14 protein-coding genes are annotated in these 14,669 nt (G+C 54.3%); 6 read left to right on the forward strand and 8 right to left on the reverse strand.

Annotated features, from left to right (window positions below; genetic code table 11):
- Positions 1-37: 37 nt before the first annotated feature.
- Positions 38-763, forward strand: coding sequence for a ribonuclease activity regulator RraA (locus tag ACMZ66_RS14230; RefSeq protein ID WP_416937988.1), 726 nt, complete (start codon positions 38-40; stop codon positions 761-763).
- Between the two features lie 67 nt (positions 764-830).
- Here ACMZ66_RS14230 and ACMZ66_RS14235 read toward each other — a convergent pair whose 3' ends face one another.
- From ACMZ66_RS14235 to ACMZ66_RS14260, 6 genes are all read right to left on the reverse strand, one after another.
- Positions 831-2,081 carry an ROK family protein gene (locus tag ACMZ66_RS14235; protein ID WP_416937990.1) on the reverse strand — a complete coding sequence of 417 codons (1,251 nt, stop codon included), beginning with the start codon at positions 2,079-2,081 and terminating at the stop codon, positions 831-833.
- 90 nt (positions 2,082-2,171) lie between these two features.
- Positions 2,172-3,353 (reverse strand): fumarylacetoacetate hydrolase family protein, encoded by a 1,182-nt coding sequence (locus ACMZ66_RS14240; RefSeq protein WP_416937991.1) that lies wholly within the window; start codon positions 3,351-3,353, stop codon positions 2,172-2,174.
- Positions 3,350-4,168, reverse strand: coding sequence for an ATP-binding cassette domain-containing protein (locus ACMZ66_RS14245; RefSeq protein ID WP_416937993.1), 819 nt, complete (start codon positions 4,166-4,168; stop codon positions 3,350-3,352). Before ACMZ66_RS14245 ends, ACMZ66_RS14240 begins: the two co-directional genes overlap by 4 nt.
- 11 nt (positions 4,169-4,179) lie before the next feature.
- Positions 4,180-5,445 (reverse strand): sugar ABC transporter permease, encoded by a 1,266-nt coding sequence (locus ACMZ66_RS14250; protein ID WP_416937995.1) that lies wholly within the window; start codon positions 5,443-5,445, stop codon positions 4,180-4,182.
- Positions 5,446-5,545: 100 nt separating this feature from the next.
- The gene (locus ACMZ66_RS14255) at positions 5,546-6,256 is read right to left on the reverse strand and encodes a substrate-binding domain-containing protein (RefSeq protein WP_416937997.1); all 711 of its coding nucleotides are present in this window, start codon (positions 6,254-6,256) and stop codon (positions 5,546-5,548) included.
- On the reverse strand, positions 6,235-6,576 hold the full coding sequence (locus ACMZ66_RS14260; protein ID WP_416937998.1) for a substrate-binding domain-containing protein: 342 nt from the start codon (positions 6,574-6,576) through the stop codon (positions 6,235-6,237). The genes ACMZ66_RS14255 and ACMZ66_RS14260 overlap by 22 nt, the downstream gene beginning before the upstream one ends.
- A 241-nt stretch (positions 6,577-6,817) precedes the next feature.
- Between ACMZ66_RS14260 and ACMZ66_RS14265 the strand changes: the two genes are divergently transcribed.
- From ACMZ66_RS14265 to ACMZ66_RS14275, 3 genes are all read left to right on the forward strand, one after another.
- Positions 6,818-7,579: an SDR family NAD(P)-dependent oxidoreductase gene (locus ACMZ66_RS14265; protein WP_416938000.1), complete on the forward strand. Its 762-nt coding sequence runs from the start codon at positions 6,818-6,820 to the stop codon at positions 7,577-7,579.
- A gap of 55 nt (positions 7,580-7,634) precedes the next feature.
- The gene (locus ACMZ66_RS14270) at positions 7,635-9,797 is read left to right on the forward strand and encodes a dihydroxy-acid dehydratase (protein WP_416938002.1); all 2,163 of its coding nucleotides are present in this window, start codon (positions 7,635-7,637) and stop codon (positions 9,795-9,797) included.
- A gap of 93 nt (positions 9,798-9,890) precedes the next feature.
- Entirely contained in the window at positions 9,891-10,583 is a 693-nt protein-coding gene (locus ACMZ66_RS14275) for a dienelactone hydrolase family protein (RefSeq protein ID WP_416938004.1), read from the forward strand.
- An 80-nt stretch (positions 10,584-10,663) separates the two neighbouring features.
- Here the strand turns inward: ACMZ66_RS14275 and argE are convergent, their stop codons facing one another.
- Positions 10,664-11,842 carry an acetylornithine deacetylase gene (gene argE / locus ACMZ66_RS14280; RefSeq protein WP_416938006.1) on the reverse strand — a complete coding sequence of 393 codons (1,179 nt, stop codon included), beginning with the start codon at positions 11,840-11,842 and terminating at the stop codon, positions 10,664-10,666.
- Complete coding sequence (locus ACMZ66_RS14285) at positions 11,839-12,606, reverse strand: NAD kinase (protein ID WP_416938008.1); 768 nt, start codon at positions 12,604-12,606, stop codon at positions 11,839-11,841. Before ACMZ66_RS14285 ends, argE begins: the two co-directional genes overlap by 4 nt.
- A 198-nt stretch (positions 12,607-12,804) precedes the next feature.
- Here ACMZ66_RS14285 and ACMZ66_RS14290 point away from each other — a divergent pair, with 198 nt between their 5' ends.
- The gene (locus ACMZ66_RS14290; protein WP_416938010.1) at positions 12,805-13,527 is read left to right on the forward strand and encodes a TetR family transcriptional regulator C-terminal domain-containing protein; all 723 of its coding nucleotides are present in this window, start codon (positions 12,805-12,807) and stop codon (positions 13,525-13,527) included.
- Between the two features lie 148 nt (positions 13,528-13,675).
- Positions 13,676-14,599, forward strand: a complete 924-nt coding sequence (locus ACMZ66_RS14295) for a sulfurtransferase (RefSeq protein WP_416938012.1) — start codon at positions 13,676-13,678, stop codon at positions 14,597-14,599.
- Positions 14,600-14,669: the final 70 nt, after the last annotated feature.

The following is a 14,669-nucleotide window of genomic DNA, read 5'->3' on the forward strand; positions in this document are numbered from 1 at the left end:
GATCAGAAATGGTCGGGCAAACCCACGGAGACGAAATATGAGTGATTATGTCCTGAGCAGTGCGACACGCGACAAGCTCAAGAAAGTCAGCACCGCTTCGCTTTGCACTGCGCTCTATAAGCGCAACCTGCGTAACCAGTTCATTCAGAATGTGCATCAGGTCGCGACCAAGGAAGAAAACATGGTCGGGCAGGCCTATACCCTGCGTTACATCCCGGCGCGCGAAGACCGCAACCCGATCGAGGTTTTCCGCGATCCCAATCATCCGCAGCGCATCGCGGTCGAACAATGCCCGGCTGGTCATGTTCTGGTGATGGATAGTCGCAAGGATGCACGTGCGGCATCTGCTGGTTCAATCCTTGTCACCCGTCTGGCACAGCGTGGCGTTGAGGGCATCGTTACCGATGGTGGCTTCCGCGATGCGGATGGCATTGGCAAGCTTAACATTCATTCCTATCACTCCCGCCCGAGTGCCCCGACCAACCTGACCCTGCATGAGGCCTATGACCTTAATGTGCCGATCGGCTGCGGTGATGCGCCGGTCTTCCCGGGTGATGTTCTGGTCGGTGACAAGGATGGCGTGGTTGTTGTCCCGGCCCATCTGGCGGATGAGCTGGCGGATGAATGCACCGGCATGGAAAGCTTTGAGGACTTTGTTCTCGAAGAAGTCCTTGCGGGCAAGCCGATTATTGGTCTGTATCCGGCAACCAAGGATGAAACCAAGGCCAATTACGAAGAATGGCGCAAGAAGACCGGTCGCTAAGACCGGATGCTTCGTCAGCGAAAAAGCCGCTCCAGCTGGGGCGGCTTTTTATTTTGGGGTGTTGGGGTCAGTTGGCGACAGGTGCTGCCTGAAACATGTTTTCATCATGTCGCAGCAGGCTTTGGCCAATCGCGCCCTGTAATGCCAAATCCTTGTCCCATGCCAGATGGGTGATTTGGGGACCGCGGCGGAGTTCCGGCACCTGTGCCTGACTAAGGCCGCGCTGCAATTCCGGTTCCATCATGTCATAGGCGCGTGCACCCGATCCGGTGATGAAAATCTGTTTGGGACCCAAAAGGGCAATCAGATTGGCAATGCCATATCCCAGAACCTTGCCTGCATGGCGGAACAGGTCGGCCAAATCTTCGTCGCCTTTGCGTGCGCGTTCGACCAGATCCATCATTTGTTCTTCGCTTGGGTGCAGGCTATTGGCATCGGGCAGATCAATCAGGCCACGTGCATCGCGAAGGATGGCGTAATCACCGATATAGGCCTCAAGACATCCACGTCGCCCGCAATTGCAAAGCGGTCCATCGGGCTGGTATTTGGTGTGTCCAAATTCGGCAGCCGTTCCGAAATCACCATTATAGACCGATCCGTTCAGGACCAGTCCCATGCCGATACCATAGCCCAGCATGATGACGGCAAAGTCGCCATCGCGATGCAGGTTGGTGTTTTGCGAGATGGCGGTGGCGATGCAGTTGGCGTCATTTGACATCTGCACAATGCCGCCAAACCGTTCACCAAGTGCCTTGGTCAGCGCAATGTTGCGATGGCGCAGGGCAGGGGACCAGATGATTTCGCCGGAATTACTGTCGCATACGCCCTGAACCGCGATGCTGATGCCGACCGGTGGACGTGATGAGAAACCCTTGTGATCGGCGATAAACCCGTCAATCAGCTTGATCAGGGTTGCGATCAGTTCTGCTTCATCAAGGTCGCGGGTATTGATGCTGTGCTCGGAACTTGTTTCGATCTCGCCTTTGAAATTGCCAAGCGCAATTTCGATCAGGTTAATCGTGATCTTGACCCCGATAACGCAGGCCGCATTTGGCACCAGATCAAGCAGAACTTTGGGGCGGCCGCGCGTGGCGCCGTGGTTGCCATTGGTGGCCCCATTCGTGCCATTACTGCCCTGGCTTTCCTGCACCAAGCCTTGTGCCATCAAGTCGGCGGTCAAGGAGGTGACGGTTGCCGGGCTGAGCCCCGTGGCGGTGCCAATATCGATACGTGCCGCAGGGCCATGGATGCGCAAATAACGCAAAATCGCGATCTGGGATGGTTGGCGCGGAGTGTCTGCGTCGGTGCGGCGGCTCATGAGGCTGGTCTGTATCCTTTGAAATGCGCAAGGCGGGCGTTTCACCCGCCTTGTTGATATGGGCATTTTTTATCCCTTTTTGGCAAGGGATTAGAGCAGGCGGCGTGCCGCCAAATTGGTCATCAGTGCTGTAATGCCAAACTGCCACGGATTGATCGCATCGGATCGATCCACCTGATTGATCAGTTTGCCAAGGCTTGGTGTGGAGATGGTGACAATATCGCCCATTTCATGGGTGAAGCCCTTGCCAGCGCCGCCGCGATCATCGGTGGGCGCAAACATGGTGCCCAAAAACAGCATGAAGCCATCCGGGTATTGGTGATGGCGACCAATGGCCTGCCCGACAAGGCTTTCAGGCGTGCGGCTGATCTGGCTCATAGAGCTTACCGCATCAAGGTGATAGCCATCCTTGCCATCAACCGCCATCGCAAGGTCGGCTGATTTCACGGTTTCAAGGGTGAAATGATCGTCAAACAGGCGTATGAACGGGCCGATGGCGCACGACCCGTTATTGTCCTTTGCCTTGCCAAGTAAAAGGGCTGATCTGCCTTCGACGTCGCGCAGATTGACATCATTACCAAGCGTCGCGCCGACGATCTTTCCCATCGAGTTGGCGGCAAGAACGACTTCGGGTTCCGGGTTGTTCCAGTTTGAAATCGGGTGCAGGCCAACATGCGCGCCATATCCGACAGCGGACATAACCGGGGCCTTTGTGAAAATCTCGGCATCCGGGCCGATCCCGACTTCAAGATATTGCGACCATGCGCCTTTTTCGATCAGGATACGTTTGATCTCGGCGGCCTTCTCCGATCCCGGCTCAATCTGCGACAGGTCATCACCGATGATGCCGGTGATTTCGGTTCTGATCTGATCGGCCTTGCTGGCATCGCCGCGTGCCTGTTCCTCGATCACGCGTTCCAGAAGGCTTGCGACAAAGGTGACGCCGCTTGCCTTGATTGCCTGAAGGTCATTGGGGCTTAGAAGGTGGGTGGTTTTGCTATTAGCACCCGGACGGGATTGTTCAATCACATCGCCAAGTGATGCAATCGTCGGGAAGACCGACGCATTTGACAGTCTGGCAACCAGATCGTCGCGTTCGAGTAGCTGGCTTATGGTTGGGGCGAGGCTGCTGATATCTCGCAGCGTTTCGCCGTCAACCAGAACCGGGGTTGGGCCCGACACGCGTGGGTCCCAGATACGTCCGATCAGAACTGCGCGATTGGCGTCTTCTGGCAGGATGTCAGTTTGGTTTGCCGGAAAGCCATGGGTCATGTGGTGGCCTCATCTGTTTTGCGGTTGGTCGCACCCGGGCCTGCCAGATGCAAAAGATGTTCAGGCATTTTGCCCAGAATGATCATGCCCAGGACATCGTCATGGGTAACGTCTTCGGTCCGAACGCTGCCGACCAGTTTGCCGTTCTTCATGACATGCAGCCGATCAGAAAGATCAAACACATCATGAAGATCGTGGCTGATCAACAAAATACCCAAACCGTCACGTTTAAGCTGATCAATCAGCTCACCGACCATTTTGGTCTCATGCACGCCAAGGGCGGCACAGGGTTCATCCATGATCAGTACGCGGGCTTCGAATAAAAGCGCGCGGGCAATGGCAACCGATTGCCGCTGCCCACCGGAAAGGGCGGAAACGGGGGATGTGAATTTCTTGAAATTCGGGTTCAGACGATGCAGGACTTCACGCGCCTTATGTTCCATCGCCGCATCATCAAGAAAACCAAACTTGTCGATGACTTCGCGGCCCAAAAACAGGTTCTGGGCAGCATCAAGATTATCGGCCAATGCAAGGTTCTGATAGATCGTTTCGATATTGTTATCGCGTGCGTCGCGGGCATTTTCGATTTTGGCTTCCTTGCCATCGACAATGATCTGGCCGCTATCGGCCTGATAGGCACCCGACAGGATTTTGATCAGTGTCGATTTGCCAGCGCCATTGTGGCCCAGTACACCGACCACCTCACCGGGATAAAGATCAATCGAAACCCCGTCGACCGCCTTGACCCCGCCAAAGCTGATATGGATGTCGCGCATTTCGACCAGCGGATCATTCGTCATATTGGTATCAGTCATATCCGGTCTCCTTACGCGGTCGGGTCGCTGTAGCGACGGTGGAAATACTTGTCGCTAAACACGGCCAGAACAAGAACCAGTCCGATGACAATGCTTTGAAGCGATGTATCAACACCCAAAAGCGCCATGCCGCTTTGCAGGCTTTGCATCACCAATGCACCAATCAGCGCGCCATAGATCGTCCCAACGCCACCGGCAAGAGATGTGCCGCCAATCACAACTGCTGCAATCACACGTAGTTCATCAAGGGTGCCAAGATCATTGCCAGCCGACTGCAGGCGGGCCGATGAAATGGCCGCACTGATTGCGCACAACACACCCATCAGAGCAAAGACAGCAACAGTCATGCGTTTGACATTGATCCCTGCCAGTTCTGCAGCCTGTGGGTTGCCACCCATCGCAAAGATATAGCGACCAAACCGGGTGCGTTTGACGACAATGGTCAGAACAATCGCCACCAGCGCAACAATCAGAAGCGGGATCGGGATTTCGTGCGCAATTTCAAGGTTTTCCGGTGTGATCGGAATGCCCTTGTTTTCCAATAGGCGCTCTGCCGCGCGGGTTGGCAGGTGATAGGCGTTCAGTGTCGTGATCACGACCAGAACAAGGCCGCCCTTGATGATGGTGTTGGTGTATTCCGCCCAGATCGGTTTGACCGGGAATTCAAATGACAGCCTGCGACGGCGTTCCATGATGGCGGCATAAATGATGGCAAGGATTGCAACCAGTGCGACGATCCAGCTCCAGGTTGCGCCAATCGTGCCTTCAATCCCGCCGCCCAGCAAAATGAAATTATGGTCAAGCGGAGCAACCGTGCGCCCCTGTGTCACCCACCATGCCGCACCACGCCAAACCAGAAGGCCGCCCAGCGTGACGATAAAGGCCGGAACACCAAGATAACCAACGGCAACGCCTTGTAGCCCACCGATAGCTGCACCCAATGCAATGCCGACCAGAACGGTCAAGATCCAAGTGATCGGGTGATTGTAATCAAGGAATTGGGGCAGGATATCGGTCTGAACAACGCCCATGATCATGGCCAGAACACCCAGCATCGCACCGACTGAAAGGTCGATATGGCGGGTGACAATGATCAAGACCATGCCGCAAGCCATAACGGCGACAGAGGCGGTTTGAACAGACAGGTTAAAGATATTGCGTGGCGTGATAAATCGCCCGCCTGATGCGATGTCAAAGCCAACCCAGATGATCAGCAAAACAACGGCAAGGCCAACCAGACGACGGTCGACTTCCATTTTCGAAAGCAGTCGTGACATGAAAAAGCTCGTAAGGCAGCGGGGCCGACATGCTGTGAGGGAGTGTGCGGGTACAGCTGTCGGCCCCTTGTTAAGCAAGGCAGAACGAAACAGTATTGCCTTAGTTGCAGGCAGCTACCTTGCCGCTTGACACGCCTTGGCAGACGACATCCTTGGAAACCCAGCCAGCATCAATCACCAGATCAAGTTTGTTCTGGGTGATCGCAACCGGATCCAGGAAGAAGGATTTCATCGTGACACCATTCGGGCTCTGCCAATCCTGGGTGCCATTTACATCGCCAAGTTTGGTGCCAGACGCCAAATCAACTGCGATTTCCGCTGCGCGCTGACCCAGCAGGCGGGCGTCTTTCCAGACCGAAACTGTCTGGGTGCCAAGGGCGACACGGTTCAGCGCCGCATGATCGCCATCCTGACCGGACACCGGGATGCCTTGCATGCCTTGCGCTGAAAGGGCGGCAACCACACCGCCCGCCGTGCCGTCGTTGGATGCGACAACCGCATCAACCTTGTTATCCGCAGCGGTCAGGAACTGTTCCATGTTGCGCTGTGCAATCGCTGGTTGCCAGCTGTCGGTATAGGCTTCGCCGACAACATTGATCGAACCTGAATCAATCGCAGCCTGAAGCACTTCAAGCTGGCCCTGATGCAGGATGTTGGCGTTCGGATCGGTCGGTGCGCCCTTGATGAAGACATAGTTGCCTTTGGGCTGCGCGCCAAAGACGGCTTCTGCCTGTAGGCGGCCGACTTCCTTATTGTTGAACGTGATGTAATAGGCGTTCGGGTCTTCGATCAGGCGGTCATAGCCAACCACCGGGATGCCTTCGTTAAGTGCCAGCTCAACAGCCGGGCCGATGGATGCGGAGTTTGTGCCAGAACGATAAGGGCATCTGCACCCCGTGCGATCAGGCTTTCGATATCGGAAAGCTGTTTGGATGGATTGCTCTGTGCGTCAGCGCTGATGTATTCCGCGCCGGCTTTTTCCAAAGCAGCCTTGATGGCGGCTTCATCGGTTTTCCAGCGTTCTTCCTGGAAGTTGGACCAGCTGACGCCAACGGTCAGATCGGCCGCAAAGGCGTTGGCAGACAAAAGCACGGTACCGGCCAGCATGGCCGTTGAAAGGAGTTTTTTCATCGGTTTCTTCCCTGAATGAGTGTGTCTTGCAGTGACATTTATTTTTGTTGTCGAAAAAATGTTGACGCGAAGATGGCGTCCTGTCAAATTTTTTTTAGTGATTAAATTAAAAATGACGATCTGAGCGCGAAAATGATCTCAAAATCCTTTGTTTTGGGTTGGGTTTGATGTCTTTTCGCCTGTTGCGTTGCACAATTTAATTTAATAATAGAAAATAAAATGAAGAATGACAGGGAACGTTATGACAGCGAGTTATCACGACATTGATGGGAAATCGGTGCTGGTTACCGGTGGTGCGTCGGGCATTGGGGCTTCTATTGTCCGCGCGTTCTGTGCGCAGGGCGCACATGTTGGTTTTTTTGACATCGATGATGATGCCGCAGCCAAATTAATCGATCAGATTCGCGATCAACATGGTGTGGCACCGGTCTACAAGTCGCTTGATTTGCGCCAGCAATCAGCCATTCCGGCCGCTGTTCGCGAAATCTCGGCGGCGATCGGGCAGATTGATGTTTTGGTCAATAACGCCGCGCGTGATGATCGTCATGCGCCAGAAGATATCGGGCCGGATCAATGGCGGGACGGGTTGGATGTTAATCTCAACCATCACTTCTTTTGCGCGCAGGCAGTCGCCCCGGCAATGAAGCAAAAAGGGGCTGGCAGCATCATTAATTTCAGTTCCGTAAGTTATATGATGGGGCTTCCTGATCTAGTGACTTATGAAACGGCAAAGGCCGGGATCATTGGCCTGACCCGCGCACTTGCGCGCGATTGGGGCCATGACGGCATTCGCGTTAATGCCGTAACCCCGGGCTGTATCATGACCCAACGCCAGCTTGATCTTTGGATTTCGCCTGAAGACGAAGAACGCATTCAGGAACAGCAATGCGTCAAACGCCGCCTTGTTGGTGATGATGTCGCACAGATGGTTCTGTTCTTGGCGTCCGATGTGTCATCGGCCTGTTCATCGCAGAATTTCATTGTCGATGGCGGCATCGTATGATCGCACCCGTTTTGCCTTTCCGCCAAGTCACGCGTTAGTTTGAGTATCCATCATCATGTCGCCCACCAATCTGCCCGAAACCCCGATCATCATTGATGAAAAGGCCAACCCATATCGCGACTGCATTCAGGGATTGGCCAATCAGCCCATCACCGTGGTGCGTCTGCTGCGGGATGCCGTGAATGAAAACCCCGTCGTTGCGCGGGATCGGCATTTTACAGTGCCTGAAATAAAGGACGTGGTGGGTCGACTTGTGGAAAACCGGCCACGTATCGCCATCATTGGCGGCGCACCGGATCATCCCGCACATCTGTTGGACCGCCCGCAGGCCCTGATGGCGGCGATCCGTATTTGGGAAATGGGCGGGGTGCCGTTCCTGTTTCATGTGCCGGTGATTTGCGATGGCACCGCACAAAATAATATCGGTCAAAGCTATTCACTGGCGTCACGCAATCATACAGCAGCGGCGGTCAACATCACGTTCGAAGGTCACAGTTATCATGCTGCCTATGTCATTGCCGGGTGCGACAAATCACCTGCGGCCGTAGTAGCAGGACTGGCATCAGCCGATCATGCGCGCGCCTATCGCGGCGATCAGGCGCCGGTTTGGGCGGTGTTTGCGCCGTCGCATGTTTTAAAGGGCGGTGAAATTCCCGATGGCACACGCCGGATGTTGGAGCATATCGCATCTGATGTCGACGATGCCGGGCATGATGATCTGGGATCGGATATCCGCGAAAATATGCGCTATATCCTGCAATGCACCTCGGACGAGGCCTTTGCCGGATTGTTGGAGCGCGCGCGTCTTCTGGGGATCATTGATGGTGCACTTGAACGGCGCGTGCTGGATCAGTTGGCCGCAGCAACGTGCGACTCAAAAGGGGGCATTTGCGCCTTTAACGGCACGGGCAATTCATCACGGACAATGTTGGCAGCCTTTGGTTTGACGCCGCCTGAGTTGGAGCTTCTGACAGACGTGCCGCCATTTAGTGCCGTGGCGGCCGGGATCGATGCGCTGTTTGGGATTTTCAACAAGCCCGAATATGCGATTGGCAACTTGCTCAAAGCCAACTTCGCCAATTTCGTTCGCATCCATAATGCCACGGGATCAAGCAGCAACATGCTGCTGCATTTGCCGTTCATGATGCGCTATGCCGGTTTTGATGTGTCGATTGATGATTATCAGGATGTGCGTATCAATACGCCCGTGCCGGAAATCTTCGCCCATAGCCTGACCGAAAACCGCGACACATTTGTTCTGGCCCAGCAAATGGCGGAGGGCAAAAATCGCGGCATGGAAAGCATCTATCGCATTCTGGCTGATCTTGGCGTTGCGATGGATCTCGATGCGCCAACTGTACTTGGCATGACATGGGCGGAGCGGATTTCGCATCTTGATAACCCGGTTGATCTGTCGCTTGGCGATGCATCGGTCATCCGCGCGACGCCTGTGCGTCAACGATCCGGTGTGGACGTTTTGACGGGCAGTTTCTTTGAAAATTGTGCGGTCAAGACATCGGGCATGAGCGATCATTTGCTATCGCATTTCGACGATCATGTTTTCATCGTGCGTTATTACGAGAACGAACATCTCTGTAATGCCGACTTTGCATCACCTGATCTGGTAAAGCGTCTGGTTGAAACCGATGGCGTAGACGAAGCACTGATCGCCGCCGTCGTGCGCCGAAATGGTGGCAATCATGTCGATATGACCCACCCCAAAGACATGCTGGCACAAGGGCATTTATCCTTTGCCTTTGTCATTGGCGGGCAGGGGCCGGAAGCATATGGAATGCCTGAAATGTTCTCGCCCTCTCAGAACTTGCGTCATCACCGGATTCTTGAAGCATCATCGATGCTGATTACCGATGGGCGTTATTCCGGTGTGACAAAGGGCGCGTGCATTGGTCATATGGTGCCAGAGGCCTTTGCAGGCGGCGGGATCGGCTATTTGCGCGATGGCGATGTTCTGCGCTTGAACCTGACCAGCTTGAAACTTGATTGGCTGGACCCAAAAGCCTTTTTGCAAGGCGAAGAATTGGCAGCAGACCCAAAATCGCATGACGATCGACGCGATTTGTTTGATGGGCGCATGCAGCGCATGGAAGCCCGCCAATGTGATATTGCCGCAAGCAATGTTCTTGATGCGATTGGCAATGCCGCGCGGGGCATTGTTCCGCGTGCGGTGGATCGACGTGCGATCAAGTCCTGGCGTTAACCTTGATCTGTTTTTTGATCGCGGGGCCTTGTGATGTCACAATCAGGGCATAACTGATTGGGCACAAAGATCAAAACACGGAGGACGATTGCGATGACCAAGCTTGCTGTAACCACCCCGGACGGAAATTTTGATGCCTATGTGGCGATGCCCGAAACACTTCCGGCACCGGTTGTTGTGGTTATTCAGGAAATCTTTGGCGTCAATGCGGTGATGCGCGGCATTGCCGATGATTATGCCAAGCAGGGCTATATCGCAGTCTGCCCCGATCTGTTCTGGCGGATTGAACCGGGCATCGACATCACCGATCAATCCGAAGCCGAATGGAAGCAGGCCTTTGGCTATTATCAGGCATTTAATGTCGACAAGGGTGTCGAAGATATCGCCGCAACCATGAAGGCCGCACGTGGCATTGATGGCGCCAATGGCAAGGTCGGTGTGGTTGGCTTCTGCCTTGGTGGTTTGCTCACCTTCCTTTCAGCGACCCGAACCGATGGTGATGCCTTCGCGGCCTATTACGGTGGCGGCATGAACAATTTCATGGCCGAGGCTGATAACATTTCTAAGCCGCTGATCGTTCATCTTGCTGGCAAGGATGAATATATTCCGGCCGACGCACAGGCTGTGATCAAAGAAGCGCTGGGCGATCATCCGTTGACTGAACTTCATTTCTATCCGGAACGTGACCACGCCTTTGCGCGCAAAGGTGGTGCGCATTACGATGAGGTCGACGCCAATACGGCCAATGGCCGCACAGCAGAATTCTTTGAGGCCAATCTGGTTTAAACCGAAACAGGCACACACGACAAAAGGGCTGCGATCATCGTAGCCCTTTTGTCTTTGTAGGTCTTGGTGGTCGGCTTGGCTTACTTCACCAAAACAGCCAAAAGCTTATCAAGAAACGCTTCGCAACGGCCAAGCTGATCAAGTTCGATGAACTCGTCGGGCTTATGCGCCTGTTCGATGTTGCCAGGGCCACAAACAACGGTCGGGATATCGCCAAGGGCGGAAAATACGCCGGCTTCCGTGCCAAAGCTCACCTTGCCGGTGGTGTTTGCCCCGGTTAGCGCCATGACAAGTTTGGTGACTTCTTCATCGTCACCGGTGGCAAGACCCGGCATATCGGATATGACTTCGATCTCGACCCCGACATCGTCATAGGTTTCGCGCATTTCCGGGATCAGGGTGTTTTCCAGATAATCGAAAATCTGCGCCTTAAGCGCATTACGATCATCATTGGGCAGATTGCGGAATTCAAAATCGACCGTGCAATTTTGCGGTATGATGTTGAGCTGCGTGCCGCCCTTGATCACACCGGTATGGAAGGTGGTGTGGTTTGGGACAAACTCATCATCATGCGGGCCCTCGTCACGGCACTTGCGGCCCAGTTTGCGCAGAAAAACAACAAACTCTGATGCAAACTCAACAGCGTTAACACCTTCACCCGGAAGCGATGAATGCCCGGCTCTGCCGGTGAAATGCGCGCGTGCGGAATATTTGCCTTTGTGCTGGGTGATGACCTTCATTTCGGTCGGTTCGCCGACAATGCACATGGCGGGCTTTTGCGGCAGATTGTTGATCGCCTCAACCAGACTTGGCACACCAAGGCATCCGACTTCTTCGTCATAGGTGAATGCCAGATGGATCGGCACACGCAGGTCTGCATTTTTGAATGCTTCAGCCTTGGCCAGAAGGCACGCCAAAAAGCCCTTCATGTCGCATGATCCGCGGCCATACATCTTGTCGTCGCGAATATCGATCTCGTAGGGATCGGATGCCCAATTCTGGCCTTCGGTCGGGACCACGTCGCTATGACCAGACAGGATTACGCCGCCATTAACCGCCGGGCCGATGGTGGCATAAAGGTTGGCCTTGGTGTTGCTGTCATCGCGGACAACCAGCGTTTCATAGCCAAGCCCGTCAAGGAAGGTTTTGACTTCCTCGATCAGGGCCATGTTTGGTGTCATGCTGACGGATTGATGGGCAATCAGTTTGCGGCACCATTCAATGGTCGCGGTGGACGGTGCAAGTGCGGCGGTGGTCATTCGACGAATTGTTCCTTAAGGATACGTTCTTCGAGATTGTGTTCCGGATCAAACAGCAGCTTGATCTTCATGCTGCGGTCTTCACGGATCTTCACATGCGATACGTCACGGACCTCGGTATAGTCAGCCACGGCAGATACCGGGCGCTTTTCCGGGTTCTCGATCTGAAACACGACTTCGGCCCCGTGCGGCAAAAGCGCACCGCGCCAGCGACGTGGACGAAACGGACTGATCGGGGTAAGTGCCAGCAACCCGCTTCCCATCGGGAGGATCGGACCATGAGCCGAAAGGTTATAGGCCGTGCTTCCCGCAGGCGTACAAACCAGTGCGCCATCGCAAACAAGCTCGGCCAGGCGCTCAACACCATCAACCTTGATACGAAGCTTCGCCGCCTGACGGGTTTCACGCAGAAGCGATACTTCGTTGATCGCAAGCGCACACAGGCTTTCGCCAGAAACAGTATGGGCTTCCATCTGAAGAGGATGCAGCTCAACGGTCTGGGCTTCCTTGATGCGATCGGTCAGATCCATCTCGCGGAATTCATTCATCAAAAAGCCGACCGTGCCCCGGTTCATGCCATAGATCGGCACTTTGCGGCCCATATAACGGTGCAGGGTTTCAAGCATGAAGCCATCCCCGCCAAGGGCGACGATCACTTCGGCCTTGTCAGGCGCGATGTGGCCGTATCGATGTTTCAGCCGGTACATCGCATCCTGTGCGATTTTGGTTTCGGCTGCGACGAAGGCGATGGAATCAAGCTGCATCTGCTTTCCGACGGGTAATTGGGGCTCTGTCCAAAAGGACAATGGCAGACAATAGAGTACGCTTTGCATTGAATTGCAAGGGGCTGCGTCATGTCCGTGATCACACAACGGGCTTTGTGCGCAGGCTGTCTCTGTTGACCTTGCAAAGAAAAGAGTGGAACCTGACAGGCAGGATCAATTCCAATTCAGATTGGCGCAATGTCAAAAGAACCCTTTAGCATCTCGGCAGCCCTTTCACGCATAACCGGTCATGATGACGATGTGCTTGAAGTCGGCGAAAGCATGGAACTTGCTGATGCCACCGCCGGGGCCCTGGTACCAAAGCGTGTGCGTGATCCTGATGCCACCCGGCAAAAGCTTTTGGATGCTGCATTTGGCGAAATCCGCCGGGCCGGATTTGGCGGGGCGTCGATCAATAATATCCTTGATCATAGCGGCTGCACCAAGGGCGCGCTCTATCACCATTTCTCGGGCAAGGCCAAACTGGTCAATGCCGTGATCGAAGAATGCCTGCCGGGTTATGTTGATGAAGTCTGGCTTGATGAGCTTGAGGGCGTTGAGGACATCCTGCCGGTGATGATGGGGCAGGTGGATCGACTTGGGCGCGATGATGCGCCAGAACTTCTTGATGGCGGCTGTCCGCTGGCACGCCTTGCATCCGGGGCGGGCGAGCTTGACGAGGGCCTTCGCAAACGCATCGATGGGGTCTATCGTTATTGGCGGCGCGGTTTGGCGTCGCATATCGGCAAGGCGCAGTTTAACAAGACCGTACGAACCGATATCGAGCCATCATCGGTGGCCGAGTTTCTGATCGCATCCCTGCACGGATTCCTGACCCGCCCACCAGCGCTTCGTAATCTGGAAACCCAAGATGCCTACGCGCGCGAATTTGCCCGCTATCTGAATAATCTTCGTCCCTGAGAGATTTTACGGTGCTCAACGCAACCAGATATTGGTCGGGCAGTAACAACAACAAAAAACTGTTATATATGTTTTATTGACATTCAATTTTGACAAATTACATATATTCCACAAATTGATGACTTTCTAAATTATGGAGACAGGCCCCATGCGCTCTCTTATTCTTTCTGCTGTTACCCTGGTGGCTTTTGCCTTTGTGGGCAGCCCTGCGCAGGCAGAACGCCTTACGGAAAAGCCGTTGGTTGATGCCAACTGGGTAGAAGAACATCTTGAAGATCCGTCTTTGGTGGTTGTTGATATTCGTTCGATGACGAAGGATGGCAGCCCTTATGATGCGGGTCATATTCCCGGTGCGGTTTACGCGCCATACGGCAAGTTTGGCTGGCGCGCAAAGGTCGATGACGTTGTTGGCATGCTGCCGCCCGTTGATGTCATTTCCAAACGCATTGGATCCCTGGGTGTTGATAGCGACAAACAGGTCGTGATCGTGCCGGCGGGTGACAACAGCTCGGACTTTGGTTCCGCAACGCGCGTTTACTGGACTTTCAAAGTTCTTGGTCATGACGCCGTCACCATTCTTGATGGTGGTCAGCGCGCATGGCTTGCCGCAGGCAAACAGGTTTCCAAGGATGCGGTGGCGCCAGTGGCTGTTGCCTTTAATGCCAATTTCCGTCCGGAACTGATTGCTTCTGCGGATGATGTGGCCAAGGCCCGTGCTGAAGGCATCGAGCTTATTGATGCCCGTCCTGTTTCACAGTTCAAAGGCGAAGCCAAAAGCGGTGTCGTTGCCCGTGCGGGTGCAATCCCGGGTGCTAAAAACATTTCGCAATCAGAGTTTTACAATGATGCAGAAGGTGCGTTTGTCGCATCCGACGTAATCGAGAACCTTGTTGGCAATGCCGGTGTGGCAAAGGATGCCAAGGAAATCACCTATTGCAATACTGGTCACTGGGCGTCGGTTGCATGGTTTGGTCTGTCTGAAGTGATGGGCAACAAGAACACGGCGATGTATGATGGTTCCATGACCGAATGGGCTGCCGATCCGAGCCGTGAAGTGGTTATCCCAAAATAACCAGCAGGCTTTAGAAGCCGATCAGCAAGATCAATTTGGACGGAACCGGTGCATGCCGGTTCCGTTTGCA

The organism is Thalassospira sp. (genome assembly GCF_048059015.1).
In the GTDB taxonomy this organism is placed as follows: domain Bacteria; phylum Pseudomonadota; class Alphaproteobacteria; order Rhodospirillales; family Thalassospiraceae; genus Thalassospira.

Coding starts and splice junctions, on each gene's coding strand:
- ACMZ66_RS14230 (WP_416937988.1), top strand. CDS start 38: ATGAGTGATTATGTCCTGAGCAGTGCGACACGCGACAAGCTCAAGAAA.
- ACMZ66_RS14235 (WP_416937990.1), bottom strand. CDS start 2,081: ATGAGCCGCCGCACCGACGCAGACACTCCGCGCCAACCATCCCAGATC.
- ACMZ66_RS14240 (WP_416937991.1), bottom strand. CDS start 3,353: ATGACCCATGGCTTTCCGGCAAACCAAACTGACATCCTGCCAGAAGAC.
- ACMZ66_RS14245 (WP_416937993.1), bottom strand. CDS start 4,168: ATGACTGATACCAATATGACGAATGATCCGCTGGTCGAAATGCGCGAC.
- ACMZ66_RS14250 (WP_416937995.1), bottom strand. CDS start 5,445: ATGTCACGACTGCTTTCGAAAATGGAAGTCGACCGTCGTCTGGTTGGC.
- ACMZ66_RS14260 (WP_416937998.1), bottom strand. CDS start 6,576: ATGAAAAAACTCCTTTCAACGGCCATGCTGGCCGGTACCGTGCTTTTG.
- ACMZ66_RS14265 (WP_416938000.1), top strand. CDS start 6,818: ATGACAGCGAGTTATCACGACATTGATGGGAAATCGGTGCTGGTTACC.
- ACMZ66_RS14270 (WP_416938002.1), top strand. CDS start 7,635: ATGTCGCCCACCAATCTGCCCGAAACCCCGATCATCATTGATGAAAAG.
- ACMZ66_RS14275 (WP_416938004.1), top strand. CDS start 9,891: ATGACCAAGCTTGCTGTAACCACCCCGGACGGAAATTTTGATGCCTAT.
- argE (WP_416938006.1), bottom strand. CDS start 11,842: ATGACCACCGCCGCACTTGCACCGTCCACCGCGACCATTGAATGGTGC.
- ACMZ66_RS14285 (WP_416938008.1), bottom strand. CDS start 12,606: ATGCAGCTTGATTCCATCGCCTTCGTCGCAGCCGAAACCAAAATCGCA.
- ACMZ66_RS14290 (WP_416938010.1), top strand. CDS start 12,805: ATGTCAAAAGAACCCTTTAGCATCTCGGCAGCCCTTTCACGCATAACC.
- ACMZ66_RS14295 (WP_416938012.1), top strand. CDS start 13,676: ATGCGCTCTCTTATTCTTTCTGCTGTTACCCTGGTGGCTTTTGCCTTT.